This is a genomic window from Arthrobacter sp. OV608 (assembly GCA_900110595.1).
In the GTDB taxonomy this organism is placed as follows: domain Bacteria; phylum Actinomycetota; class Actinomycetes; order Actinomycetales; family Micrococcaceae; genus Arthrobacter.
On the sequence record FOEZ01000006.1, the window covers coordinates 202080 to 227393 of the forward strand.

Sequence of the window (25314 nt, forward strand, 5' to 3'; positions counted from 1 at the left end):
GGATGCTCCTTTGAAATACCACTTATTCAATGACTGATATATCAGTGTGAGGTCAATGGTATGATTGGGATCACAGCAGAGTCAATAGCTGGACCGAAAGCGGCTGAAAGCTACGAGTTCGGATTCGGCGGGTATCGAAGAAACGGAGCAGCCCCTTGAATGCACTTCTTGCCCTGACACCGGCGGAGGAGGAAGCGCCGTCGCAGGCGGAGGCCGCCTACCGGCAGCTGCGCGACAAGCTGATCATGCTGGAAATCCGTCCCGGCGAGCCCATCAATGATGGCCAGCTGGCCGCTGAGCTCGGCTTTGGCCGTACTCCCGTCCGCGAGGCGATCAAGCGGCTTGAGGTGGACCATCTGGTGATTTCGTATCCCCGCCGCGGGACTTTTGCCACCAACGTGGACTTTACGGAGCTGGCTGACGTGTCCGAGATCCGGGAGCTGCTCGAGCCCCTCGCGGCGCGCCGCGCGGCGGACAGGGCCAGCGAAAGCATGCGCCGGGAACTGCTGCACGTGGCCGATGCCATCGCAAGCATCGATCCCGGCGCCGGCGAATCACGCGACCTGATGCGCTACGACCTGATGGTGCACCGGCTGATCTACAAGGCCGCGGCCAACCCGCACCTGGAGGACACCCTGATCCGCTACGACAACCTCGCCACCCGGATCTGGTGCGTGGTGCTGGACAAGGTCCCCTCGGTCACAGGACACATCACCGAGCACGTGGATCTGCTCAAGGCGGTGGCCGCCGGCGACGCGGACAGGGCAGGGGAGCTCGCTTTGCACCACGTCACCAGTTTCGAGGAAACCATCCGGAAGATCCTCTAGCCCGCCCCGGGACGCTCTCTCACTTGACGCGGCATAAACCGGGACCCTCTCTCACTTAACGCCGCATACACCGGGACGCTCTCTCACTCTTGAAAGGATGGAATGCGCGCCAGGCCCGCTGCCACTTGGAACGCCCAGGACCACACCGTCAGGTTCGGCTTCGCCTTCATCGGCGTTTTGCTCATCGCCGTCAACCTGCGGGTGTCCTTTGTCAGCGTGGGTCCGGTGCTGGCCAACATCAGCGGCGATCTTGACCTGACAAGTGCTGCAGCAGGGTTCCTGACGGGGCTTCCGCTTATTGCTTTCGCAGTCTTCTCACCCGTGGCGCCCGCCTTCGCTTCCCGTCTGGGCCTCGACCGTGCGCTGTGGATGTCCCTGCTGATCCTGGCCTCGGGCATCGTGCTCCGCTCCCTGCCTGTGCCCGGCCTGATCTGGGCGGGCACGGCATTGATCGGTCTGGCCATCGCGTTCCTCAATGTCCTGCTGCCCTCCCTCGTCAAGCGCGACTTTCCCATGAGGGTCAGTCAGTTGACGGGGAGCTACACCGCCACCCAGGCCGCCGTCGCCGCCATGGGGGCCGCCGTCGTCGTGCCCGTGGCGCAAACGTCCCCCGCGGGGTGGCGGCTTGCCCTCGGTATCTGGGCGGGACTTGCCCTCATCGCCATGGCAGTGCTCCTGCCATGGCTCCGCCGGCACAGCTCCGGCAGTGTGGACGCCGCCAAGCCGGCGGTCTCCTACCGGTCGCCTTGGGCATCAGCCTTGGGCTGGCAGGTGACCATCTTCATGGGACTTCAGTCGATCGCCTTCTACGTCCTGATGGCCTGGCTGCCAACCATCGAACAAAGCCGCGGGGTCCCGGCCGCTACCGCCGGAATCCATCTGTCCCTTTTCCTGCTCGTCAGCGTCTTCGCAAGCCTCGGGGCAGGCGGAATTCTTCACCGCGGTTCGGACCAGCGGCTTGTTTCCTTCGCCAGCGGAGCGGCGATGGTTGTGACGTTCCTGGGCCTGGCGATCGCGCCGGACCTTATTCTGTTGTGGGTTGTTCTGGGGGCAATCGGATGCGGAAGCCTCATTGTCATTGCCCTGTCGCTGTTCAGCCTCCGGACCGTGAACCATCCGCAGGCGGCATCGCTGTCCGGCATGGCGCAGTCCGTTGGCTATGGCCTCGCTGCCGTTGGGCCGGTGATGTTCGGCGGGCTTCGCGATCTGAGCGGAGATTGGACGCTTCCGCTCCTGGTCACCGCGGGGATCATGGCGATCCTCGCCATGACGGGTGTGCTCGCGGGGCGGAACCGGGTGATCAGCGCCTCGACATGACGCCGCCACCCGTCGTCGTACTTTTTCTCCAACGCGGGGTCACTTCCGGCCCAATTTCCCGGCTCGGAGGGGCTATAAGTGACCCCGCGTTGCTGTATCGAAACCAGGTCAGGCCCGCGCCTGGGCCTTGACGGACGTCCGTTCCACGGCGGGGCAGTGCATCTTCGCCACCCCGTCGGCCGCCATCTCTGGTGCCCCCTCGAGCTCCAGCAGCATCCGCACCCCCGCCGCGCCCAGTTCATAATGGGGCAGCGAAACCGTGGACAGCGGGGGCCTAAGATGCGCGGCGATGACTTCCTGGTTGTCGAAACCCACCACGGCGATGTCGTCTGGGATGGACAAGCCGCGTTCCCGCAGGCCGTCGTAGAGGCCCATGGCCATCCGGTCGTTGTAGCAGTACACCGCCGTGACGTCGCGCTGGAGGAGCGCCCCGGTGGCCCCGTATCCGCCTTCCTGGTCCGGATAGGCTTCCATCACCAGTTCGGGGTCGAACGCAACGCCCGCTTCCTCAAGTGCCTCGCGGTACCCCTGGAGCCGGCCGTCCTTGGCCGGGGCGGGAATGGTGGCGTTGATGAAGGCAATCCGGCGGTGGCCGTGCCGCAGCAGGATCTCCGTGGCCGAGCGCCCGCCCTGGACTTCATCCGGGACCACGGCGCGGGCACCGGGCTCATGGGAAAAGCAGTTCACCAGGACGAAGTCCGCTTCCCGCAACGGTGCAGGAATGTCGGTCTGCCGGTGGAACCAGGTGGAGTAGAGAATGCCGCGCACTTTGTACTCAAGCATCATCTGGATGGCGTCCTGTTCCAGCTCGCCGTTGCCCTCGGTGTTGGCGATCAGGAGGGCGTAGCCGTGCTTCCAGGCCTCGTCCTGGGCACCATGGATGATCTGGCCGGCAAAGGGGGTGGTGGCAACGCCGTCGGCCACCAGCCCGATGAACCGTGAGGTTCCGCTGACCAAGGTCTTGGCCATGGCGTTCGGCCGGTAGCCGAGGGTCCGGATGGCATCCTTGACGCGCTGCCGGGTCTCTTCGGCGATCCGGGCACTTTTTTTCTTGTTGACCACCAGTGAGACGGTGGCGGTGGAAACGCCGGCAGCTTCGGCGACCTCCCGCAGGGTGACAGGATGGGCGCGTTCGGGGGTCCGCCGGGAGCGGGCAGCAGGCGCCGCCTCCCCTGAACTTTTCTCCATTGAACTCATCTGCCCTCCGTCAGGAGTATATCCATCCGTTGGCGCGCTCATCCCTTCGTCGCCCCGCTCTCCAGCCCCTGGATCATGGCCTTGTTGAGCACCAGGAACACCAGCAGCAGCGGGGTGATGGTGACGCACACAGCCGCGAACGTTGCCGTCCAGTCCACCTTGCCCATGGCGCCGATGTAGTTCTGCAGGCCCAGCGGGATGGTCTTCAGGTCCTCGGACAGCACAAAGGTATTGGCGAAGATGAAGTCGTTCCAGATGAAGATGCTGTTGACCAGCACCACCGTCACCACCGTGTTCAGGGACAGCGGCAGCGTGATCAGCCCGAAAATCCGGTAGGGGCCGGCGCCGTCCAGGGAAGCTGCCTCGTAGGTTTCGCGGGGAATGTATTCAAAGAACGACGAGAACAGGTACACGGACATCGGCAGCGAGAAGCCGGCCAGCGGGATGATCATCGACTGGTACGTGTCCAGCAGATTCACCGCCGAGTAGTCGATGAACAGCGGGACCAGGGCGATCTGAACCGGGACGATGATGCCGATCAGGAACAGCCCGCGCACCAGTTTGCTGAGCCGGAACCCCAGCACCTGGATGGCGTACGCGGCCATCATGCCGAACAGGACGATCAGGATGTTGGCGCCCATGGTGACGATGAAGCTGTTGAGGATGTTCCGGCCAAGGTCCCCGGTTTCGAAGGCCCTGGCGTAGTTTTCCCATGTGAGGGAGCTGGGGAGGGCAAAGGGATCGCCGGTGGCAAAGTCGTGTTCCGTGCGCAGGCTGGTCAGGAACAGCCACGCGAGCGGGTAGACCTGGACAATCACAATCAGCATGATCAGCACGCGGGAGAGCGTCCGGAACAGGTTGGGCTTACGACGGCGGCGGGAGACTGCCGGGCGCGGCGGAACCACTGCGGGTGGGCTGGCTGGGGGTGCCTGGATGGTCATGACTCTGCCTTCCGCTTGAGCAGGAACAGGATGAGGCCGACGGCGACGAGGCACTCAACGACGATGAAGACGGAGATAGTGCTGGCGTAGCCGAAGTCCGTGCTGGTGAATGCGGTCTTGTACATGTAGGTGGTCAGCAGTTCGGAAGATTGTCCCGGCCCGCCGTTGGTCATCAGGTAGGGAATGTCGAAGCCGCGGAGGCCGTAGGTGGTGGCCATGATGGTGGTGGTGATCCAGACCGGCCGGATGTATGGGAAGCGGATTTTGGTGAACAGGGTCCAGCGGGAAGCGCCGTCAAGGACTGCGGCTTCCTCCAGTTCCTTGGGCACGGCAATCAGGGCTGCGTAAATGATGAGCATGTACAGCCCGGTGAAGCGCCAGCCTTCCGGGGCCGAGACTGCTGCGAGCACGGTGTTGACGTCCGAGAGCCAGGGCCGCTCCAGGCTGCCCAGCCCGATCCAGTGCAGCAGCTGGTTAAGCAGGCCCACCGGGTCGATGGAGTAGATCCTGACGAACAGGAAGGCGATGGCCACGGTGGAGATGATCGCGGGCAGCAGATAGAGGGTCTTGATGAGCTCGCGTCCCCGGCGGAGGGAGGTGAGCAGGCTGGCCACCAGCAGGGCGCCGCCCAGCTGCAGGACCAGGCAGATGGCCAGGTAGAGGAGGGCGTTCAGGAACGCGCGCCAGAAGATGTCGTCGGCAACGAACATCCGGACATAGTTGTCCAGCCCCACGAATTCCATGTCGCTGATTCCGTTCCAGGAGAAAAAGCTGAGGAACAGCGACTGCAGGATCGGGAAAAGTACCGCTGCGCCGTAGAGCAGCAGGGGCGGGAGCAGGAAGACCAGGACAGAGGTCCGTGACCTGTTGGGAAGCATCCTGTTGGGTTGCATGTCGAGCCTTTCGGGCGGGGGACCGGGAGGGTCCCCCGCCGCAGTGGTTACTGGAAGAAGCAGTGCCTGTTTGCAGAAGCAGTGCCTACTTGAAGAACTTCGGTGCGTTCTGCTTGACGGTGTTGTCCATGGTCTCCGTGAACTGCCCGGGCGTGATGTTGCCCTGCACCAGCAGGACGAGCTCCTGCTGCAGCCGGCCGTTCGTGGTGGGGTCGAGCTGGGTATCCCACGGCATGGCCTGCTTCGAGCCCAAGTCCTTGGCCTGGTCCAGTGCCTTGCGGTAAAGCGGAGTGGCGTTGGCCGGGACAGTGGTTTCCACCGTGGTGGTGGGGGAGAGCGCGCCAGTGGCCGCATATTCCGCGGGGTACTTCTGCAGCGCGAACTTCAGGAAGTCACTCACGAGCGGATCGTAGGTCTTGGAATTGACGGCCATGCCAATGCCCGACGGCGAGACGAACTCGTTTGCCGACGTCGCCGATCCCGCCGTGGTGGGCAGGGTGAAGAAGTCGATATCGTCGCGGACGGCCGGGTTCAATTTGTCGGTGGCCAGGCTGGGCAGTTCCCATGTTCCGATGTTGTACATTGCGGCCTGGCCGGAGGTGAACTGGTTCTGCGCGTCGGAGTAGCCCTGGGCGGAGAAGCCTTCCTGGAAGCACTTTGCCTTGCCCAGCTCTGCCATCCAGTTCACCGTCTTCTGCCCGGCGGCATCGGCGAACTTTGCTTCGCCCTTCTTCAGCTTCTGGACAAAGTCCGGCCCGGCTTCCCGGAACGGCTGGTAGGCGACGTAGCGCTCCAGCGGCCACTGGTCCTGGCCGTCGATGGCGATGGGGGTAATCCCGGCGTTGCGGAGGGAGGTGCACATGGCGGGGATGTCGTCCAGCGACTTCGGGACGGCTACCCCTGCCTTCTCCAGGAGGGCCTTGTTGTACCAGATGAATTCCAGTTCGAACTGGAACGGAATCATAAAGAGGGACCCGTCATCGAACCGCTGGTAGTCCAGTGCACCGGGGCGGTAGTCGTCGTAGAGGTCCAGGGTTTTCAGCAGCTTGTCGGCGTCCACCATCTTGCCCTGCTTGGCCAGCTGCTGCGCGAAAGGTGTGGCGTCGGTATCGAACAACTCGGGCAGCTTGTTGGCGGCGGCCAGGGTCTCGAGCTTCTGGATATAGGACGGCCGGTCGGGGGTGGTGATGAGGTTCAGCTTGAAGCCCGGGTGGTCCTTGGCATAGTCATCGGCAAGCTTGGTCATGATGTTGATGACGGCGCCGTCGGCCGGGCGGGACAGCAGCCACGAGATTTCGCGGGGTTTGACCTCGCCCGCCGGACTGACATTCGAGGGATCGGTGGAACTGCCGCCGCCACAGGCGGTCAGGGCGAGGACGGTGACAGCTGCAGCGGCGGCTGCGCGGAGCAAGTTTTTCATGGCGGCAATCTTCCTTGATTGGAACGGAGGGGTTGTGGGGAGAGGCAGGGATTCAGTTGTTGGTGCGCTTACGTACTTCAAAATCGGTGACCGTGGCCGAGCCTTCGCCGGCGAACACGCCTATCCGCCCGGACGGAAGGTTGTAGATCCTGGTGCTGAGGGCGACCTGCCGGTCTACCACGGCGACGCACAGGTCCCCCTCGACGACGATTTCCAGGGTGTGTTGTCCCGGGCTGAGGTCGCACGGGCGTTCGAGTTCGATTTCGAACGGGACATCGCCCGAGACGTGCCACTGGGCGTCGCCGGTGCTGGCGCGGGGCCACCGGTCGAAGACCAGCCGTCCGCGTTTCGGCTCCAGGCGCAGGATGTAGGAGTGGTCGCCGTCCGGGCTGGCGCGAAGCAGCATTCCGCATTCTGTGGTGCCCGGTTCGATGTCCAGCACTGCCTTGGCGTAGAACTGGCCGGGGAGGTCCTCGTTGGAGATGGCGGCGGTGTAGCCGTCCCGTACATGGAGCCGCATCGGGAGCTCACGGTTGAATGTCAGCGGCACCTCGTCCCAGAAGCTGTCCACCAGTTCGTCAGCGAAGCCGAAGCCCAGGGTCCCGTCGGAGTTCTGCCGGGCCTCCAAAACTGCCATGGTGCCCGCCCACTGCCAGGCGCCGTCGTCGGAATTTCCTTCTTTGCTGGCGATCCAGCCGAAGAAGAACCGTCGGCCGTCCCGTTCCGCGGACTTTGAAGCGTAGAACGCACGCCCGTCGATGGAGTCCTGGGCCGGTACCGTCCAGGGCCCGTCGGGGCTCTTGGCCATGCGGTACCTGGTGGTGAAGTTATCCGAGAACTCTGAGTACACCATGTACCACCAGCCGCCCCAGGAGAACACGTCCGGGCATTCGTGGGTGATGTAGCGGCGGGGGTCCCAGAAAGGCTCGGTGTACTCCCAGGTCATCAGGTCGCTGGAGACGCACTGGGCGATAACGCCGCGGCGCCGCTCGGGCCCCGCGGCGTGCCGGGCGGCGATCAGCATCCGCCACCGGCCGGCAGCCTCGTCCCGGAAAACGAAGGGATCCCGCCAGTCGCCGGACTCGTAGCCGGCCGGGGCGCCGAAGGTGAGCTCCGGGTGCTTCACCCAGGTGCGCATGCCGTCTGTGCTCGTGGCGTGCATCACCAGCTGCAAGGGCAACCCGTCCGGTCCCAGGTTGTTCGGATTGTGCCCGGTATAGAACAGGTGGTGGACGCCTGCTTCGTCCGCCACGATGCTGCCCGTGTAAGCGTTGAAGTCCAGGTCCGCGTCCGTCCCGTGCGGGAGGGACACTCCGTGGTCCTGGAACTGGATCAGGTCCTTGGTGGTCACGAGGTTCCAGGAAGTTCCCGGTTTTGGTTCGGAACGGACTTCGTGGAGGTAGAAGAGCCAGAACTCACCGTCGTGCTGGAAAGGGATGAGGTCTCCCACCCAGGCGTCTGCGGGCTGGAAGAAGATCGGGTGATTCATCGGCGTTGATGTCCATTTCTGCTAAAGCGTTTGATCACCTCGAAGATAGCGCTGATTGGGTCCATGATCAAGCGTTTTAGCAAAGTTAAATCCGCCAGCTGTGGAAGTGGCGAGCAGTAGTTGGTGTTTTTTGCCTAAACGCTTGACCAAGCGGCCACCGCGGCGGTAGCTTCTCCTGCTAAAGCGCTTTATCAAAACGGCCCTGACGCCAACGAAGGTGCACCGCCGGGCGCCGGGCAGAGCCGCCCCCACGAGAGGAAGTCGATGATGACCCATGCCATTTCCCGCCGCCATATCCTGCAGGGCACAGGAGCAGGCGCCCTCGCCCTGTTCGCCGGCAGCGCACTGACTGCCACGCCCGCCCAGGCCCTCGCCCCGGGGTCGCTGCGGGCCGTCTTCCATATGACGCCGCCGTCCGGCTGGCTTTGTGATCCGCAGCGCCCGGTCCACCTGGACGGCGCGTACCACCTCTACTACCTGCACTCCACGCAGAACAACGGCCAGGGCGGCTGGGACCACGCCACCACCACCGACGCCGTGTCCTTCGCCCACCATGGAGTGGCGCTGCCGCTTCAGCCGGACTTCCCCGTGTGGTCGGGCTCAGCCGTTGTGGACACTGCGAATACTGCGGTGTTCGGGGCCGGTGCCATTGTTGTGCTGGCCACGCAGCCCACGGGCGGCATCCGTAAGTACCAGGAGCAATACCTCTACTGGTCAACTGACGGCGGCTACACCTTCACCGCACTGCCCGATCCGGTGATCTTCAACAGCGACGGACGGACCGCCACCACGCAGGCGGAGATCGAGAATGCGGAGTGGTTCCGCGACCCGAAGATCCACTGGGATGCGGCGCGCACTGAATGGGTGTGCGTCATTGGCCGCGCCCGGTACGCGGCCTTCTATACGTCCACAAACCTGCGCAACTGGCAGCTCAAGCGCAACTTCGATTTCCCGGACCACGCCCTGGGCGGGATCGAGTGCCCGGACCTGTTCGAGATGACTGCCAATGACGGCACCCGGCACTGGGTGCTCGGCGCCAGCATGGACGCCTACAGCATCGGGCTGCCCATGACCTACGCCTATTGGACCGGAAGGTGGGACGGGGAGCAGTTCCTCGCGGACGACGTCAGCAACCCGCAATGGCTCGACTGGGGCTGGGACTGGTACGGCGCCGTCACATGGCCCGTGGCGGAGGCGCCTGATACGCGGCGGTACGCGATCGGCTGGATGAACAACTGGAAGTACGCCGCCCGTGATGTTCCCACGGATGCCACCGACGGGTACAACGGCCAGAACTCGATCGTCCGCGAGCTGCGACTGGAACGCCAAGCAGGCGGCTGGTACGCGCTGCTCAGCAGCCCGGTCACGGCGCTGGCACAGTACGTTACGTCCACCACCACCCTTCCGGACCGCACGGTGAACGGAAGCGCAGTGTTGCCGTGGAGCGGCCGGGCCTATGAGCTGGAACTGGACATCTCCTGGGAGGCGGCCGCGAACGTCGGGGTTTCGGTGGGCCGCTCAAGTGACGGTACGCGGCATACGAACATCGGCAAATACGGCAGTGATCTGTACGTGGACCGGGCGCCGTCGGACCAGGCGGGTTTCCCCTTGGTCCCGTACACGCGGGCGGCGGCACCCATTGATCCCGCCGCACGCTCAGTACATTTGCGGATCTTCGTTGATACGCAGAGCGTCGAAGTGTTCGTCAATGCCGGCCACACGGTGCTCTCGCAACAGGTGCATTTTGCAGAGGGTGACACCGGGATTTCCCTGTACTCCGACGGCGGCCCCGCCACCTTCTCCGGCATCACCATCCGTTCCTTCGAATAGCAGGCAACGCGAAACGGCGGCCCACACCCGAAGGTGAGGGCCGCCGTCGGGATTTCGACAAGCTCAATCACCGGGAAGCTAGATGATTGCGGCCTTCAGTTCCTTGGCAGCGACGGCGGGGTCGTCGGCGCTGTAGATGGAACCGCCGACGACGGCCACGTCAGCACCTGCACGCTGCACCGCCTCAATGGTGGAAAGGTTAACGCCGCCGGCTACGGAGAACGGGACGCGGGCCTCTTCGCCGGCGCTCAACAGCACGTCCAGGTTGTAGCCGGGCTTCGCCTGCTCATCCAGGCCGGCGTGGAATTCGATGAACCTGGCACCCAGCGCACGGGCTTCCTTGGCCCGGGTGACCTTGTCCGCTACGCCAATCAGGTCCACCACAATCCCCTTGTTGTGGGCCCGGGCCGCCTTCACGGCCCCGGCGATGGTGGAATCGTCGGCGCTGCCCAGGACGGAGACCAGATCCGCGCCGGCGGCGAAGGCGATCTCTGCTTCGAGCTCGCCGGCATCCATGGTCTTCATGTCGGCGAACACAATCTTGTCCGGGTGGGCGGTCTTGACAGCGGTGACGGCGGACAACCCGGCGTTCTTCACCAGCGGCGTGCCCAGTTCAATGATGTCCACGTATTCGGCGACTTTGCCGGCAAGGTCGAGGGCGGCTTCGACAGTGAGGACGTCCATGGCTACTTGCAGTTTCATGTTGTATCTCTTTCGGTTGACGGGTTGTTGAGGAGGCTTGATGGGGGAGGGTGCAACTCATTCGAGGTTCGCGTGGCGCTGCCAGAGGTCCTCCGGGGCGGCGGCGTCCTCGTCCCACAGGCTTTGGAATACGGCCTCGGTGGCGGCGAACAGCACCTGCTCGAAGAGGCTCCCGGAATACTGCCGGGTCACCGCCGAGCCGTGGTCCGCCTTCTGCGCCGCAGGAATCAGGACGACGGCGGCCGCGGCGTCCGCGAGCGGGGACCCTTTGGCAGTGGTGTAGGCGGCCACTCGGGCACCTTGGGCGACGGCGGTTTCCGCCGCCTTGACTACACCCGAGGTGGTGCCGGAACCGGAAGCTGCGAGCAGCAGGTCGCCGGCCCGGATGGCAGGTGCTGTGGTCTCGCCCACCACGTGCACGGTCAGTCCGAGGTGCATCAGCCGCATCGCCGCCATTTTCAGGACCAGGCCGCTGCGGCCGGCGCCGGTCACGAAGATCCTGTCGGCCAGCCTCAGCTCCGTCACCAGGGCGGCCACCTCTTCGGGATCGATCCGCTGGAGGACGGCGCTGATCTCGTCCAGGACCAAGGCGCGGTTCTGGTCAAAGGCGCGGGACGCGCCGGGGGTTGTATGGGCCGGGTCTGTTGCTGCTGCGATAGCGCTCATGCGTACCTCCTTGGACGTTGTGACCCTTCAATGCTCGCCCGTCCTGCGGGTGGGTCCAACGCCATGATCGGACGGTCCTCGCTACCCAAAGGGGTAGCTGTTTCGCGCTGCGCCCGTACACTGGGCAGGTGGAACACCCCAATACCGCCTTGCTTAAGGCCGTCGCCGATCTGGCCACTGCTCCGCTGATGGAGATCGCCCACCGGCTGCGGGAGGCCGCCAGCCCTTACTGGGAATCGACTGCCCTGGTGATTTTCACCGAAGACTGCACCGGCCGCCCGCAGAAGAAGTCCGGTGCCGAGGCCATCATCAGCCGGGTCTCGATCGCCGAACTCGACGCCATCCGGGCCACGCTCCTCGCCGACGCGGACGCCGACGCGGACGCCGGGACGTGGCGCGGCGAAGCCGCCTTCGGCGGCGGAATCCGGCAGATCCTCGCCATGACGTCGCCCAGCAACGCACTGTTGGTCCTCTCCGACCCGCAGTCAATTCCGGGCTCCGACACTGAGCCGGACCCGCAGTGGCTGCTCAACTACCTGTGGCGGCTGGCGGCCGAACGGATCCGCGAAAAGGTTGCTGATGCGCCGCCGTCGTACCTCATCGAATCCCGCGCCGCATCTGCAGAGCGCCTGCGCGTGACGGCCGAACTGGTGGACCAGCACTCCACCACCCTCGAGACCCTGCTGGCTGCGCTCAGGTCGCCGGCGCTGGCCGACGCTGCCGCACGCACCGCCGCAACTGACGTCGCAGCCAAAGCCCTGGTGGGCCTGCGCACACTCAGCGACCGGACCACTGACCTCGTCGAAGAGCCTGTAGCCTCAGCTTTCCAGCGGCTCCGCGAGGACCTTCGCCCGCTGATGAGCTTCAGCGGGATCGACGTGCAGTTCATCGAACCTCCGGTCAACGGCCGGGCGCTTCCCGGCGAGGTTGCGCACGCAGCGAGGGCCATTGTGCGCGGCCTGGTGCTGGCAATGGTGGACCAGGAAGGCGTCCGCCGGGTCCGGACGCAGTGGGATTGCGACGGCGTGAACCTGCTCATCAACGTGCGCGACGACGGCCCCGGCGAACTGTCCGCCTCGGCGCCGGCCATGGCGCGCCTGGTCCAGCGCGTCGAGGCCCTCAACGGCAGCATGGGCGTGGACGTGATGCCCGGGTGGGGTGCCGACGTCGCCGTCACCCTCCCGCTGGACCCCCCAGCCCGCCCGTTTGCGGAGGTGGCCGACTGGAACCTGGGGGAGCGGGAAGTCGAGGTGCTGCAGCTGCTTGCCGCAGGGCAGCGAAACCGCGGTATCGCCGCGAAACTGCACATCAGCGAGAACACCGTGAAGTTCCATCTCCGCAACCTGTACCGGAAGATCGGCGCCTCCTCCCGTACGGAAGCCATGGCGCTCGCGCACAGTAACGGCCTGCGTTAACGCGATTAACGTACTTGTCAGCTCCGTCACAGCTCCCGGTCTAGGATCGAAACTGTGGAACCAACCCGATGGTGCCACGGGCGGGAGTATGGATCATGGCTTCGAACAATGACCGGGAGCCCGACGCCGACGCGGAGGCGGGCCACGGCGGCGTGCAGTCCGTGGACCGCGCCCTCGCGGTCCTGGAGATCCTGGCGCGGGACGGCCACGCGGGCGTGAGCGACATCGCCGAGGAAATGGGCATCCACAAATCCACCGTCTCCCGGCTGCTTGGTTCGCTGGTGAGCAGGGAAATGGTCCATCAGAACAGCGAGCGCGGCAAATACCAGCTCGGCTTTGGCATCCTCCGGCTGGCCAGCTCCATCCCGGGCAGGCTGAGCCTGGTCCGCGAGGCCCGGCCCGTGCTTGAGGCCCTCGCGGAGGAGTTCAAGGAAACGGTGAACCTTGCCGTCCTCCGCTCCAACTACGCCGTCAACGTGGACCAGGCAATGGGCCCGTCAACCCTGGCCACCTACGACTGGGTGGGCAACCTGACACCGCTGCACGCCACCTCCAGCGGAAAGGTCCTGCTGGCCGCCCTGCCTGCCGAGGAGCGGGACCGCATCCTGAAGGAAACAGGCCTGCCGCCGCGGACTCCCCGGACCATCACTGACCGGAAGGAACTCGAAACCCAGCTGCTCGACGTCGCGCGCGACGGGTACGGCGTGGTGCGGGAAGAGTTCGAGATCGGCCTCACGGCAGTCGCCGTTCCGGTCTATAACCACCTGGGCGCGGTGATCGGGGCCATCAGCATCTCCGGACCAGCCTTCCGCTTCGATCCGGAGACCGCGCCGGGACTCATTCAGGGCCTCCAGCAGGCCGGACTGCAGGTCAGCGCCAGGATGGGCTATACCCGGCGCTGACTGCCGGCCGAACCTGCGGATGCAGCCGGCGGATACCCGGCCATCAGCGCCGCCGAAACCACCCAGATAACGCCGATCCCTGCCACGGCCAGTCCGCCACCCCACCCGGTAGCGGAGGCGGCAAGTCCGGCACCCGCGGCGGACGCCGTGGCCCGGAAGCCTGCGCCCACCGTGAAGATCTGGGACCGGAGGTGCGGCGGGCTCAGGTGGTTGCGGAGGAAGAGCATGGCTGCGGAGGTGGAGGCGGTGAACACTCCCGACAGGCCGATGGCAGCCACGGTCCAGGCGGTGCCGAAGTCGAAGGCCGCCCCGATGGTCAGCAGGCCGGTGGCCAGGAATCCCAGCATCATCACTGTGTGCGGGCGGGCGCGTGTGGGCCGGATGGTCTCGTACAAGGCGCCGAGAAGGCTCCCGACGGCGAACGCAGTCACCAGCAGTGCACCTTGGCCGGGCGTACCGATGCGTTCGATCGAGAGTGCGACGGCTGCCACCGCAAGTCCGCCCTGGCCAACTTGGGTCAGGGTGGAGGCGCCGGTGACCACGGCCAGCGGCCGGTGGCTGAGGATGCGGTGCAGGCCGGATTTGACCGTTTGCCACACCGAGCCGCCGGTGCGGCCGCGGGCCTTTAGGCCGGCAACGGCCGCGCCGACGGCTCCGGCGAACGCGGCGGCTGAAAGGACCCACAAGGCGGCGCCGCCGGGCAGGAACGAGGCCATAACAGCCACCAGCGCAGGCCCGGCAACCGCAGAAATGTTGTAGGAGAGCGCGTCGTAGGCGAAGGCCCGCCGCTGGTCCGGGATCTCATCTGCCACAAAGCTCGAAAGCCCACCCATGTAGAAGGGCGAGAGCGCTCCTGCGACGGCCAGGAACGCGAACACCAGGGGCAGCGGGACCTCGCCGAGGAAGGCCGCCATGGCCAGGGCGGCCGCGGTCAGGAAACCCGCCACCGCTACCAGGACCCCTGGCCGGCGGGAGCGGTCCAGCGCCGCACCCACCATGGGCGCTGCAATAACGCTGGGTCCAAGGGAAACGGCCACCAGGGCGCCGCCGATTGAGACGTCGTCCAGTTCCTGGACGGCGAGGATGGGGATGGCAACGGTAGAACCTGCCATCGCCAGCCGCGGCGGCACTGAGGCCGCAAGGTATCCAAGCGCGCTCATTCCGTTTCCCCGGCCGCTGCCCTGCGCTTACCCTGCACCGGCACCGTGTACATCGCTCAGGTTGTCCTCCGACCGGTCCAGGTACGCGAGCAGGAGGCTGGCCGCCCGGTCCAGCTCCCCGGACTCGAGGGCCGCGCAGATCGCCTCGTTGTCCGGCAGGTAGTGCCGGTAAAAATCGGCATCCATGGTGGCTTTATGAAAATACAGGCGCATTTCCGCCAGCACCTGGCCCATGATGCTGTTCAGCCGGGGGCTGCCGGCCATCGCAACGATGGCACCGTGGAAATGCTGGTTTGCGGTTCCCAGCGCCTCGTCGTCGCCGGCTTCCGCGGCGCGTTTGCCTTCCTCCACAGCTGCCCGGACCGCGGCGATGTCCTCGGCGCTGCCTCCGCCGCGGACCGCGCTGACCTCGATGGCGCGCCGAACCGTATAGACGTCGTGGATGTCCCCGGCGTCGAGGTTGGCCACGAAGACGCCGCGGTTGGGGAGGCGGACCACCAGCCGTTCGCTGGCAAGTTCGGCGAAGGCCTCCCGGACAGTGTTGCGGGAAACCCCCAGGTCCTCGGCGATGGTGGATTCGGTGAGCCGGGTTCCCGGCAGCAGCGTTCCCTCTGCAAGTTGGCGCCGCAATTCCGCTGCCACCCGCTCGGCCACCGAAGGTACTGCGACCCGGAGACGGCCGGGAGCCGGCCGGACGGTGGGGCTCGAAGAGGTCATACCCGAGAATTTACACGATCGCCACATCGTTGAATCGAAGGATCGTTGAACAATTTGAATTTTTAGTGCATCCTAGTGGGGAGCCATCAATGAGACGGGAATCACAAATGACAGCCATCGACCTCAACAGCGATGTGGGCGAATCCTTCGGGCGCTGGACCCTGGGTGATGACGAAGCGATGTTCGGTTCGGTGTCCAGCGCGAACGTCGCCTGTGGGTTCCACGCTGGAGATCCCTCCGTCATCCGCAGGACCTGCCGGAACGCAGCGGCAGCCGGCGTCGTCATCGGCGCTCATGTGGGCTACCGGGACCTGGCAGGTTTCGGCCGCCGCTTCCTGGATGTCAGCCCCACCGAACTGGCCGACGACGTCGTCTACCAGATCGGTGCCCTGCAAGCCCTCGCAGCGGCGGAGGGAGCCCGGGTCCAGTATGTGAAGCCGCACGGCGGCCTCTACAACGCCATCGTCAGTCACACTGCCCAGGCCCAGGCCGTCGTCGATGCCGTGAAATCGGTTGACCCGGGCCTGCCCATTCTGGGCCTCCCTGGTTCCGAGGTCCTGCGGCTTGCGGAAGAAGCGGGCCTGCGAGCGGTGACCGAGGCTTTCGCCGACCGGGCGTACAACCCCGACGGGACACTCGTGTCCCGCTCACAGCCCGCAGCGGTCCTTCACGACCCCGTCCAAGTGGCGGAGCATGTATTAAGGATGGCCACGGAAGGCTCCGTCCAGGCCATCGACGGATCCACCCTGAAGATCCGCGCAGAAAGCATCTGCGTGCATGGTGACTCACCGGGGGCCGTAGCCATGGCCGCCGCCGTGAAGTCCGCACTTGAGGATGCCGGTGTCAGCATCGGTTCGTTCCTCTAAACCCCGCACCATCCCCATCCCGAACCACCCCTCATCCCCCCGGAGGAAACATGACCGGCACCAACAAGGCAGCCAGGACCGCGGCAAGGAAGCCGCCGGCCGGCGCGCTGAAGGCATACATCGCCAGCCTCACCGGCACATCGCTGGAGTACTACGACTTCGCCATCTACTCCGTCGCCTCGGCGCTGGTGTTCCCCAAGATCTTCTTTCCCTCAAATGACGAGTTCGTGGGGCTGCTGCTCTCCTTCTCCGCCTTCGCGGTGGGCTACCTGGCACGCCCCATCGGCGGTGTCATCTTCGGCCGCCTGGGCGACAAAATCGGCCGCAAGTACGTCCTGGTGTTCACGCTGGTGCTGATCGGCGTCGCCACCGTCCTCATCGGTGCGCTGCCCGACTACTCGGTGATCGGCGCCGCGGCCCCCACCATCCTGGTGCTCCTGCGCCTGGCCCAAGGCATCGGCGTCGGCGGCGAATGGGGCGGCGCGGTGCTGCTGTCCAGCGAGTTCGGCGACCCCAACAAGCGCGGCTTCTGGTCCTCCGCGGCACAGATCGGCCCGCCCGCCGGCAACCTGATGGCCAACGGCGTCCTGGCCATCCTGGCCGCCTCGCTCAGCACCGAAGCCTTCCTTTCCTGGGGCTGGCGTGTGGCGTTCCTCGCCTCCGCGCTGCTGGTGGTCTTCGGCCTGATCATCCGCCTCAAGCTTGAGGAGACCCCGGTCTTCAAGGCCATCCAGGCCAAAGGCGACCGCCCCAAGGCCCCCATCAAGGAAGTCTTCACCACCGAGCCGCGGGCCCTCGTCTCGGCAGCCCTCTCACGGGTGTGCCCCGACGTCCTCTACGCCCTGTTCACCGTGTTTGTCGCCGTCTACGCCACCAAGGAACTGGGCATGACCACGGGCAATGTGCTGGCCGCAATCCTCATCGGCTCAGCCTTCCAGCTCTTCCTGATCCCGGCTGCGGGCGCCCTCACTGACCGCGTGAACCGGCGCTGGGTGTACGGCATCACCGCCGCCGCCACCGCCGCCTACATTCCACTGTTCTTCCTCATGATCTCCGGCAAGTCCGTGGTGATGCTGACCATCGGCGTGGTGATCGGCCTGGCCCTGCACGCCTTTATGTATGGCCCGCAGGCTGCCTTCATCACCGAGCAGTTCCCGGCCCGTCTCCGCTACGCCGGCAGTTCCCTGGCCTACACCCTTGCCGGTGTGGTGGGCGGCGCCGTGGCTCCGCTGATCTTCACCGCGCTCTACGGCGCAGCGTCAGGCGGCTGGTACCTGATCGCCGGTTACATGCTCCTCACAGCCATCGTCACGATCATCGGCATGCGCCTGGGCCGCGACCCGCAGCCGGAGGCAGACCTCCACCTGCTCCACACCGGCCAGGCAGGGGAGAGCCGCGCCTGAGCGGCGCGGCCGTCTTCCATGGAAACAGTCACGAACACCACCGCCGGCTCCATCGCCCGGGTAGTCGCTGTCAGGCCCGTGGGCACCACCGCGGTGCTGGCCGAACTGGCAGGGCTCCATGACGTGCTGGCGCTGCAGGCCGTGCTTCTGGAGCACCCGTTGCCAGGCCAGGTCGATGTCCTGGCAGCCGCAGAAACCGTGCTGGTCAAGGCCGATTCGCCCCAGTCCGCCCGGCGCATCGCAGCCAGGCTGCTGGAGCTGGACCTGACGGCCCAGGCGCAGTCGGAAGGCAAGCTGGTGCAGATCGAGACCGTGTACGACGGCGAGGACCTCGCCGAAGTGGGACGGCTGACCGGGCTCGGGATTGAAGGAGTCGTGGCCGCCCATACGGGTCAAGTCTGGACCGTGGCCTTCGGCGGCTTCGCGCCGGGCTTTGGGTACATGGTGGGGGAGGACCAGTCCTTGGAAGTCCCGCGCCGGAGTTCACCACGCACCGTGGTCCCGGCGGGATCGGTGGCGCTTGCTGGCAACTACTCGGCCGTGTATCCGCGGCAGTCACCCGGCGGCTGGCAGCTGATCGGCCGCACTGCAGCCCGGATGTGGGATCTCGGGCGGGAACAGCCGGCTTTGGCCGCGCCTGGGGACCGGGTGCAGTTCCGGGCCGTGCGGGAGCTGGTGGAAATTCCGGAGCCCGCCCCTGCTGAAAGCGTTGCAGAAGCCGGCGCCCAGAATGCAGGCGCCCAGGATATCGGTGCCCAGTGTGCCGGTGCCGCTTCCGGCCTGCGGATCCTGTCGCCCGGACTTCAGAGCCTGATCCAGGACCTGGGCCGTCACGGCCACGGCGGGCTGGGAGTGTCGGCCGCGGGGGCTCTTGACCGTTCCTCGCTGCGGCGCGCCAACCGGATCGTGGGCAACCAGCCGTCGGCCGCCGTCGTGGAGACCGTGGCCGGCGGGCTGCGCGTGCAGGCGGTGGGGGACCAGGTGCTCGCCGTCACCGGCGCGCCGGTGGCACTGACTATTACGCCGCCGTCGGACGTTCCCGGCGGTGGCACGGCCGGCACCAACACTGCCGGGGACAGTGCGGCGGGGGACAGCACGGCGGGGGACGACGGCGGCCGCTCCGGGGAAGTGCGCCCGGTGCCCATGGCCACGGCGTTCGCCCTGCTGGACGGCGAGGTCCTGACCCTCGGGGCACCGGAGCGCGGATTCCGCACCTACCTTGCCGTCCGCGGCGGCGTGGACACCCAACCCGTCCTGGGCAGCCGCTCCACGGACACCATGTCCGGCATCGGCCCCGCGCCCCTTGCGCCAGGCGGGTTCATCGAGGCGGGGAAGGCCACCTCCTCCAACGTGGTGGGCAATCCTGAAATCCAGCCGGACTATCCGGACACCGGAGTGACCGTCCTGGACATCGTGCCGGGACCGCGGGACGACTGGTTCGACGCTGCCGCGCTGGACTCGCTCTGCGGCCAGGAGTGGACGGTGACTCCCCGCTCCAACCGGGTTGGGATGCGCCTGGACGGCGAACCCCTGGAACGGAGCCGGAACGGGGAACTGGCCAGCGAGGGGACCGTGGCCGGAGCCCTCCAGGTTCCGCCCGAGGGGCAGCCCGTGCTGTTCCTGGCTGACCATCCCATTACCGGCGGCTACCCCGTGGTGGCCGTGGTGGTGGACCACCAGCTGGACGTCGCCGCGCAGGTCCCCATCGGCGGACGCCTCAGGTTCCGCTGGGCTCCCGGATATCCGCTGCCCGCCAATACCCATCCTTCCCCCGACGCTACCCAGACGAAGTGAGCAGCATATGCGCAAGGTCCTGATTGCCAACCGCGGAGAGATCGCCGTCCGCATTGCCCGTGCCTGTGAGGACGCCGGCCTGGAGTCCGTGGCGGTGTACGCGGACGTGGACGCCGACGCCCTTCATGTGGGCGCGGCTTCCGAGGCCTACAGCCTGGGCGGCAACGCGCCGTCCGAGACCTACCTGGACATTTCCCGGCTGCTGCGCGTGGCCGCCGAGTCCGGGGCGGACGCGGTGCACCCGGGTTACGGGTTCCTGTCCGAGAATGCCGACTTTGCCCAGGCTGTCCTGGATGCGGGCCTGACGTGGATCGGGCCGTCACCGGAAGCCATCCGGCTGCTGGGCAATAAGATCACGGCCCGGGAGATCGCCGTGCGGGCAGGCGCTCCACTGGTGGCGGGCAGCGACGGGCCGGTGGCAACGGCTGCCGAAGCGCGTGCCTTCGCCGTAGAGCACGGCCTTCCGGTGGCCATCAAGGCGGCCTTCGGCGGCGGCGGGCGCGGGCTGAAAGTGGTCCGTGAAATGGACCAGATCGAGGAAGCCTTCGACTCCGCAGTGCGCGAAGCGGTAGTGGCCTTCGGCCGCGGCGAATGCTTTGTGGAACGGTACCTGGACCGGCCCCGGCACGTGGAGGCGCAGGTCCTGGCGGACATGCACGGCAACGTGGTGGTGGTGGGAACGCGTGATTGCTCCCTGCAGCGTCGGCACCAGAAACTGGTGGAAGAGGCACCGGCACCGTTCCTCACCGGGCAGCAGACCAGGCAGATTTACGACGCCGCCAAGGCCGTGTGCCGGGAAGCCGCCTACTCCGGTGCCGGAACGGTGGAGTTCCTGGTGGCCGCGGACGGGACCGTCGCGTTCCTGGAGGTGAACACACGCCTCCAGGTGGAGCACCCCATTACGGAGGAGACCACCGGCGTGGACCTGGTCCAGGAACAGCTCCGGATTGCCGCCGGCGAACCCCTGCGGTTCGCCTCCGATCCCACGCCGCGCGGGCACTCTTTTGAATTCCGGCTCAATGCCGAGGACGTGGGCCGGGGTTTCCTGCCCTCGCCCGGAACCATCGCCACCTTTAGCGGCCCCACAGGTCCGGGAGTGCGCCTTGACTCGGGGGCGCGCGCCGGTTCTATCGTGGCGCCGCAGTTCGATTCCCTGCTGGCCAAGCTGATCGTCACCGGCGCCGACCGGCAGCAGGCGCTTCGCCGGGCCCGCCGGGCCCTGGCCGAAATGGAGATTACCGGCGTAGCCACTGTCCTGCCGTTCCACCGCGCCGTGGTCCAGGCCCCCGACTTCACGTCAGAGACGGCGCTCACCGTTCACACCCGGTGGATCGAGACGGACTTCGCGGACACCATCGCGGCGGATCCCGAGTTCGGCACCTCCGCTCCGGACGGCGTGCGGCGCACCATCACCGTTGACGTGGACGGCCGGCGCCTCGCCGTCGGCCTTCCCGCGGACCTGCTGGACGGCTGGGCACGCTCCGGCGGAAGCCTTCCCCGAGGCGCTTCGGTGGAGGAAGTTCACGACGGCGGCGCTCCCGCCCACGCAGCCGGCTCCGGCGCTGTTGACCCCGGGGACCTGCGCGCGGACATGGCCGGGACCGTGGTGAAGTGGCTCGTGCAGCCGGGCGCCCACGTGGCGGCGGGGGACCCCGTCGTCGTCCTTGAAGCCATGAAGATGGAAACCCAGGTCGCCGCCCACCGGGGCGGGACCGTGACGGACATCCGGGCGGAAGCCGGCGGCGTGGTCACTGCAGGGGCTGTGCTGGCGACCATCGGGAGTTAAACGCGGTACCGGCGGCACCAGCTCCGGCTCAGAGATCCTCGTCGAGCCGGCTGGTGAGGATCCGATTGGCGTTGACCTGCAGGATGCCGAGCGACTCCTGGATCAGGGGTGAGGCGATGCTGCCCCTGCGCACCGCGGCGACAATGCGGCGCGTGGGTTTGGTCTTACCGGTGATGCGTAGCCGCACCACGTTTTCGGCACCATGCAAAGGTGCCAGCCGGGGCAGCAGGCCGACGCCAAGCCCCGCACCCACGAACGCGATGTGGGTCTCCCATTCAACGGCTTCATGGGCAATCCGCGGTGTCATCCCGACTGCCGTGAACGCCGCAGTGAAGAGGGAATGGTAGGTGGAACCGGCGGACTCCGTGATCCAGGGTTCCGATGCGAGTTCTTCAAGCGTTGCTGTTTCCCGTGATGCCAGCGGATGGTCACCGGGAATGATGACGTCCAGGGGATCGTCGAGCAGAACTCGCTGCTCGAAGCGCGGATCGTCCTCACCGTAAGTGTCGGACTGCATGGCGACAATGACTGCAAGGTCGATTCGTTCGGCAACCAACAGGTCGAAGCAGCGGGCCGGATCAGCCTCCAGAACCTGTACCTCCAGGAGGGGGCGTGTCGAGCGCAGGGTGGCGGCCAGCGGCGCGAGCAACTGGGCGGCCGCGGTGGAGAATCCGCCAAGCCCGAAACGGGACTGCACCTGGTCGCCGGCCTCCATGGCCGCGGCGCGCAGGCTCTCCCATTCCGCGATGAGGGTGTCTGAACCCTCCACGAGAAAGCGGCCAGTGGCCGTGAGCCGCACACCCCGGCCGTCCTTCGTCAGCAGCTGCATTCCCAGCACCCGCTGGAGCTCCCGCAATTGCGCGGAGACCGCCGAGGGAGAGTAGCCGGTCAGCTCCGCGGTCGCGCCAACAGTGCCGCATCGGGCAAACACCCGAAGTGTTATGAGCCGTGGATCGATCATGCATCCATTGTGCAGGGTTATCCTCAAAATCTTGCGCTTTTGTTGCAGCTGCTGTGACCCTAATCTCATCATTACAACTACTTCGACCATGCCGGTAGCACCCCGCGCACGCATGGCCAACGCAACACCCACTACTCCATGCCTCCCGGGAGGAAACCCATGACTGCTTCAGTGAACGTCCCCCTCAATTCACGCGGAAAACTCGCTGCATCCTTGCCTGCCGAGCAGCTGGCGGAAATTGCCGCGCTGTTTGAGTTCCGGCGCACCGGCTACTCCCTCGATGCCCCCTTCTACACCGATCGCTCGATCTTCAACATCGACATGGAGGCCATTTTCGGCCAGCACTGGATCTTTGCCGCCAGCACCGCCGAACTGCCGGAGCCGGGCGACTACGTCACCGTCGACTACGGTCCCTATTCCCTGATTGTGCTGCGCAACGACGACGGCGCCGTTAACGTCCTGCACAACGTATGCCGCCACCGCGGCGCCCGCGTCCTCACCGAACCTGCCGGGTCAACCGGAAACCTGGTCTGCGGCTACCACTCCTGGACCTACTCACCGGAGGGCAATCTGATCCATGCCTCCGCACCGGGGGAAACGAAGTTCGACAAGAGCTGCTTCGGCCTCAAGCGCGCCCACGGCCGCGAGGTCGCCGGACTCATCTTCGTCTGCATTGCCGATGAGCCGCCGACGGACTTCGACGAGACCGCGAAAATTTTTGAGCCCTACCTGGCGCCCCACGATCTTTCCAAGACAAAAATTGCCTACCAGCAGAACATCATCGAAGAGGGCAACTGGAAGCTCGTCATGGAGAACAACCGTGAGTGCTACCACTGCGACGGCCACCCTGAGCTGGCCTGCTCCCTCTTCCCCACCTGGGGCCTGACCGAGGGCCTGATCCCGCCCCACCTTGAGGAAGTGTGGAACCGGAACAAGGATGCCCAGTCCTCCCTGGAGGAGCGCTGCCGCCGCTACGGCCTTCCCTACGAGGTGGTCGAGGAACTTGATACGCGGATCGCGGGAATCCGTATCTCACGGGAATCACTCGATGGAGAGGGTGAATCGTTTTCCGCGGACGGGCGGAGGCTTTCCAAGAAGCTGCTGGGTGACCTGCCCGACTTCCGCCTTGGCCGCTGCTCGATGCACCTGCAGCCCAATAGCTGGTTCCATTTCCTCGGCGACCACGTCATCACGTTCGGGGTTTTCCCGATCAACGAACACCAGAGCCTCGTACGCACCACCTGGCTGGTGGCTGACGACGCCGTGGAAGGCGTGGACTACGACCTGGAGAAGCTTACCTACACCTGGAAGCAAACGAACCTGCAGGACAAGGCGTTCGTGGAGCTGTGCCAGCAGGGTGCCGGCAGTCCCGCCTATGAGCCCGGTCCCTACATGAAGAGCGAATACCAGGTCGAGGCGTTCATTAACTGGTACGTGCAGCGCGTGCAGGAGCACTTGGCATGATTGAACTCCTCACTGAAACGGCAACCCAGGAGCCACAGCGTATCCGCGGTCTTGAGATGCCGTGGAACAGGGTGATGGGAAGCCCGGAGACGCCCGCCCGGGCAGCCCGGGCGCTGGGCCCATGGCACCCGCAGGAGTTCATGGCCGAATGCGTCGAGACCGTTCCCGAGGCCGGCGCCATGATGACCTTCGTGTTCCGCCGCTGCGACGGTGCGCCCCTGGCGTTCCGTGCCGGCCAGTACGTGAACGTCGCATTTCCCGTCAATGGCGAGGACCAGGAACCCGTGGACCGCAGCTACTCGCTGTCCAGTTCGCCCACCGAGCCCTGGACCTTCAGCATTACCGTCAAGTGCGACCCCACGGGATTGGTCTCGCCCTGGGTGCACGAGAACGTCAAACCCGGCACCGTCCTTGAGATGCTGGGGCCCGTGGGAGCATTCCACCTGCCCGACGCCGACCGGCGGGCACGGTATCTCCTGCTTGCTGCCGGCGCGGGCATCACTCCCATCATGTCCATGGTGCGGACCATCCACTCCCTGCCCGGACACGCCGATGTTGTGGTCCTCTACCACGGCTCGGATGCCGGCGGCTTTGCCTTCCACCGGGAACTGGCCTACATCGCCTCCGTGGACTCCCGCTTCAAGGTCCACTACTCGCTGGGCGACCGCAGCGTACCGGAGGGGTGGGAAGGGCTCAGGGGAAGGCTCACGGCGGCCATGCTCGAGGAGGTGGCCCCCGATGCCAATGGCCGCCAGGTGTACGCATGCGGTCCCGAGGGTTACCTGAACACCGCCACCGGGCTCCTCAATAAGGTCGGCGTCGACGACACGTCCATCTACATGGAGTTCTTCTCCGGAGACCGCCAGACGCTCCTTGAATACCAGCAGGAAGTGTCCCTTGCAGCCGACGTCGCGGAGGAAATCGCCGACGAAATCGCCGAATCCGCCGAGGACTACTACGAAAGCCAGCCCGCAGCGTTCGGGCTCTATGAGCCCGGCTATGACGCGGACGGGACGCTGCAGGCCTCAGGGCTGCCGCTGGAAATAAGTGACCCGGACACACCCGGCTCCAACCCCGCCGTCGACAGCCCGGGCAGCGAGCCGGAAGCCGGACCCCCTGACGCCTCCACCTTCAACACGGTGGGAACAGGCAGCCTCACCATGTCCTTTATGCGTACCGGCATCAATGTGCGGATCGACCCTACCGAACACATCCTCGAGGCGGCGCAGCGTGCCGGCGTCAGGATCGGCGCGAACTGCAAGGAAGGCATGTGCGGCTCCTGCAAGGTCGTCAAGCTCTCAGGAGACGTCGAGATGAACCACCAGGGCGGAATCCGGGCGCGGGAAATCTCTGCGGGCAAGTTCCTGCCCTGCTGCTCCACGGCGCAGACGGACCTCGTTATCGATGCCTAGCCCGGTTCCGGCTGTCAAGGCGCAGCCGGAACCCTTGAAATAGGGCTTAAGACTTGAGAAATACCTTGACATGCGACTGTGATTCGGGCCACTGTGTTGCTTATGGCGAGACGTGTTGTTCTTTACGGAACAGTCGCCACGCTGGAAGCACA

General features: G+C 65.9%; 21 protein-coding genes. 11 read left to right on the forward strand and 10 right to left on the reverse strand.

Annotated features, from left to right (window positions below; translation table 11 throughout):
• The first annotated feature begins 155 nt into the window (after window positions 1–155).
• A complete protein-coding gene (locus BMX78_RS10550; protein WP_091419223.1) occupies window positions 156–827 on the forward strand; it encodes a GntR family transcriptional regulator in 672 nt (223 codons plus the stop codon).
• A 102-nt stretch (window positions 828–929) separates the two neighbouring features.
• A complete protein-coding gene (locus BMX78_RS10555; protein WP_091419225.1) occupies window positions 930–2144 on the forward strand; it encodes an MFS transporter in 1215 nt (404 codons plus the stop codon).
• Between the two features lie 108 nt (window positions 2145–2252).
• On the opposite strand, the gene BMX78_RS10560 is transcribed toward BMX78_RS10555, so the two are convergent.
• From BMX78_RS10560 to BMX78_RS10580, 5 genes are all read right to left on the reverse strand, one after another.
• Window positions 2253–3341 carry a LacI family DNA-binding transcriptional regulator gene (locus BMX78_RS10560; protein WP_170850770.1) on the reverse strand — a complete coding sequence of 363 codons (1089 nt, stop codon included), beginning with the start codon at window positions 3339–3341 and terminating at the stop codon, window positions 2253–2255.
• A gap of 38 nt (window positions 3342–3379) precedes the next feature.
• A complete protein-coding gene (locus BMX78_RS10565) occupies window positions 3380–4282 on the reverse strand; it encodes a carbohydrate ABC transporter permease (RefSeq protein WP_091419227.1) in 903 nt (300 codons plus the stop codon).
• Window positions 4279–5160, reverse strand: a complete 882-nt coding sequence (locus tag BMX78_RS10570; RefSeq protein WP_091419316.1) for a carbohydrate ABC transporter permease — start codon at window positions 5158–5160, stop codon at window positions 4279–4281. The genes BMX78_RS10565 and BMX78_RS10570 overlap by 4 nt, the downstream gene beginning before the upstream one ends.
• 100 nt (window positions 5161–5260) lie before the next feature.
• Window positions 5261–6595, reverse strand: a complete 1335-nt coding sequence (locus BMX78_RS10575; protein WP_091419228.1) for an ABC transporter substrate-binding protein — start codon at window positions 6593–6595, stop codon at window positions 5261–5263.
• 52 nt (window positions 6596–6647) lie between these two features.
• Window positions 6648–8084, reverse strand: coding sequence for a GH32 C-terminal domain-containing protein (locus BMX78_RS10580; RefSeq protein WP_091419230.1), 1437 nt, complete (start codon window positions 8082–8084; stop codon window positions 6648–6650).
• 267 nt (window positions 8085–8351) lie between these two features.
• Between BMX78_RS10580 and BMX78_RS10585 the strand changes: the two genes are divergently transcribed.
• Window positions 8352–9914, forward strand: a complete 1563-nt coding sequence (locus tag BMX78_RS10585) for a glycoside hydrolase family 32 protein (RefSeq protein WP_091419231.1) — start codon at window positions 8352–8354, stop codon at window positions 9912–9914.
• A gap of 78 nt (window positions 9915–9992) precedes the next feature.
• On the opposite strand, the gene hxlA is transcribed toward BMX78_RS10585, so the two are convergent.
• Together hxlA and hxlB are read right to left on the reverse strand one after the other, a co-directional pair.
• Window positions 9993–10616 carry a 3-hexulose-6-phosphate synthase gene (gene hxlA, locus BMX78_RS10590; RefSeq protein ID WP_091419233.1) on the reverse strand — a complete coding sequence of 208 codons (624 nt, stop codon included), beginning with the start codon at window positions 10614–10616 and terminating at the stop codon, window positions 9993–9995.
• Between the two features lie 57 nt (window positions 10617–10673).
• Entirely contained in the window at window positions 10674–11282 is a 609-nt protein-coding gene (hxlB, locus tag BMX78_RS10595; protein WP_091419235.1) for a 6-phospho-3-hexuloisomerase, read from the reverse strand.
• Window positions 11283–11410: 128 nt separating this feature from the next.
• Between hxlB and BMX78_RS10600 the strand changes: the two genes are divergently transcribed.
• Both BMX78_RS10600 and BMX78_RS10605 read left to right on the forward strand, forming a co-directional pair.
• A complete protein-coding gene (locus tag BMX78_RS10600; RefSeq protein WP_502686286.1) occupies window positions 11411–12697 on the forward strand; it encodes a helix-turn-helix transcriptional regulator in 1287 nt (428 codons plus the stop codon).
• Between the two features lie 95 nt (window positions 12698–12792).
• On the forward strand, window positions 12793–13599 hold the full coding sequence (locus BMX78_RS10605; protein ID WP_091419236.1) for an IclR family transcriptional regulator: 807 nt from the start codon (window positions 12793–12795) through the stop codon (window positions 13597–13599).
• Here the strand turns inward: BMX78_RS10605 and BMX78_RS10610 are convergent.
• Window positions 13584–14759, reverse strand: coding sequence for an MFS transporter (locus tag BMX78_RS10610; protein ID WP_091419238.1), 1176 nt, complete (start codon window positions 14757–14759; stop codon window positions 13584–13586). The two genes, BMX78_RS10605 and BMX78_RS10610, sit on opposite strands and share 16 nt — an antisense overlap.
• A gap of 27 nt (window positions 14760–14786) precedes the next feature.
• Window positions 14787–15476, reverse strand: a complete 690-nt coding sequence (locus tag BMX78_RS10615; protein ID WP_091419240.1) for a GntR family transcriptional regulator — start codon at window positions 15474–15476, stop codon at window positions 14787–14789.
• Window positions 15477–15583: 107 nt separating this feature from the next.
• Here BMX78_RS10615 and BMX78_RS10620 point away from each other — a divergent pair, with 107 nt between their 5' ends.
• Genes BMX78_RS10620 through BMX78_RS10635 form a run of 4 tightly spaced genes read left to right on the forward strand, consistent with a single transcriptional unit; the run spans window position 15584 to window position 21325 of the window.
• Entirely contained in the window at window positions 15584–16342 is a 759-nt protein-coding gene (locus tag BMX78_RS10620; protein ID WP_091419242.1) for a LamB/YcsF family protein, read from the forward strand.
• Window positions 16343–16392: 50 nt separating this feature from the next.
• Window positions 16393–17745 carry an MFS transporter gene (locus BMX78_RS10625; protein ID WP_091419243.1) on the forward strand — a complete coding sequence of 451 codons (1353 nt, stop codon included), beginning with the start codon at window positions 16393–16395 and terminating at the stop codon, window positions 17743–17745.
• Between the two features lie 18 nt (window positions 17746–17763).
• Window positions 17764–19539 (forward strand): 5-oxoprolinase subunit B/C family protein, encoded by a 1776-nt coding sequence (locus tag BMX78_RS10630; RefSeq protein ID WP_091419245.1) that lies wholly within the window; start codon window positions 17764–17766, stop codon window positions 19537–19539.
• Window positions 19540–19546: 7 nt separating this feature from the next.
• The gene (locus BMX78_RS10635; protein ID WP_091419246.1) at window positions 19547–21325 is read left to right on the forward strand and encodes an ATP-binding protein; all 1779 of its coding nucleotides are present in this window, start codon (window positions 19547–19549) and stop codon (window positions 21323–21325) included.
• Between the two features lie 28 nt (window positions 21326–21353).
• On the opposite strand, the gene BMX78_RS10640 is transcribed toward BMX78_RS10635, so the two are convergent.
• Complete coding sequence (locus BMX78_RS10640; protein ID WP_091419248.1) at window positions 21354–22286, reverse strand: LysR family transcriptional regulator; 933 nt, start codon at window positions 22284–22286, stop codon at window positions 21354–21356.
• 159 nt (window positions 22287–22445) lie between these two features.
• Between BMX78_RS10640 and BMX78_RS10645 the strand changes: the two genes are divergently transcribed.
• On the forward strand, window positions 22446–23750 hold the full coding sequence (locus BMX78_RS10645) for an aromatic ring-hydroxylating oxygenase subunit alpha (RefSeq protein ID WP_091419250.1): 1305 nt from the start codon (window positions 22446–22448) through the stop codon (window positions 23748–23750).
• Window positions 23747–25162 carry a ferredoxin reductase gene (locus tag BMX78_RS10650; protein WP_091419251.1) on the forward strand — a complete coding sequence of 472 codons (1416 nt, stop codon included), beginning with the start codon at window positions 23747–23749 and terminating at the stop codon, window positions 25160–25162. Before BMX78_RS10645 ends, BMX78_RS10650 begins: the two co-directional genes overlap by 4 nt.
• Window positions 25163–25314 lie beyond the last annotated feature (152 nt).

Coding starts and splice junctions, on each gene's coding strand:
- BMX78_RS10555 (WP_091419225.1), top strand. CDS start 930: ATGCGCGCCAGGCCCGCTGCCACTTGGAACGCCCAGGACCACACCGTC.
- BMX78_RS10560 (WP_170850770.1), bottom strand. CDS start 3,341: ATGAGTTCAATGGAGAAAAGTTCAGGGGAGGCGGCGCCTGCTGCCCGC.
- BMX78_RS10565 (WP_091419227.1), bottom strand. CDS start 4,282: ATGACCATCCAGGCACCCCCAGCCAGCCCACCCGCAGTGGTTCCGCCG.
- BMX78_RS10570 (WP_091419316.1), bottom strand. CDS start 5,160: ATGCTTCCCAACAGGTCACGGACCTCTGTCCTGGTCTTCCTGCTCCCG.
- BMX78_RS10575 (WP_091419228.1), bottom strand. CDS start 6,595: ATGAAAAACTTGCTCCGCGCAGCCGCCGCTGCAGCTGTCACCGTCCTC.
- BMX78_RS10580 (WP_091419230.1), bottom strand. CDS start 8,084: ATGAATCACCCGATCTTCTTCCAGCCCGCAGACGCCTGGGTGGGAGAC.
- BMX78_RS10585 (WP_091419231.1), top strand. CDS start 8,352: ATGACCCATGCCATTTCCCGCCGCCATATCCTGCAGGGCACAGGAGCA.
- hxlA (WP_091419233.1), bottom strand. CDS start 10,616: ATGAAACTGCAAGTAGCCATGGACGTCCTCACTGTCGAAGCCGCCCTC.
- hxlB (WP_091419235.1), bottom strand. CDS start 11,282: ATGAGCGCTATCGCAGCAGCAACAGACCCGGCCCATACAACCCCCGGC.
- BMX78_RS10605 (WP_091419236.1), top strand. CDS start 12,793: ATGGCTTCGAACAATGACCGGGAGCCCGACGCCGACGCGGAGGCGGGC.
- BMX78_RS10610 (WP_091419238.1), bottom strand. CDS start 14,759: ATGAGCGCGCTTGGATACCTTGCGGCCTCAGTGCCGCCGCGGCTGGCG.
- BMX78_RS10615 (WP_091419240.1), bottom strand. CDS start 15,476: ATGACCTCTTCGAGCCCCACCGTCCGGCCGGCTCCCGGCCGTCTCCGG.
- BMX78_RS10620 (WP_091419242.1), top strand. CDS start 15,584: ATGACAGCCATCGACCTCAACAGCGATGTGGGCGAATCCTTCGGGCGC.
- BMX78_RS10625 (WP_091419243.1), top strand. CDS start 16,393: ATGACCGGCACCAACAAGGCAGCCAGGACCGCGGCAAGGAAGCCGCCG.
- BMX78_RS10630 (WP_091419245.1), top strand. CDS start 17,764: ATGGAAACAGTCACGAACACCACCGCCGGCTCCATCGCCCGGGTAGTC.
- BMX78_RS10635 (WP_091419246.1), top strand. CDS start 19,547: ATGCGCAAGGTCCTGATTGCCAACCGCGGAGAGATCGCCGTCCGCATT.
- BMX78_RS10640 (WP_091419248.1), bottom strand. CDS start 22,286: ATGATCGATCCACGGCTCATAACACTTCGGGTGTTTGCCCGATGCGGC.
- BMX78_RS10645 (WP_091419250.1), top strand. CDS start 22,446: ATGACTGCTTCAGTGAACGTCCCCCTCAATTCACGCGGAAAACTCGCT.
- BMX78_RS10650 (WP_091419251.1), top strand. CDS start 23,747: ATGATTGAACTCCTCACTGAAACGGCAACCCAGGAGCCACAGCGTATC.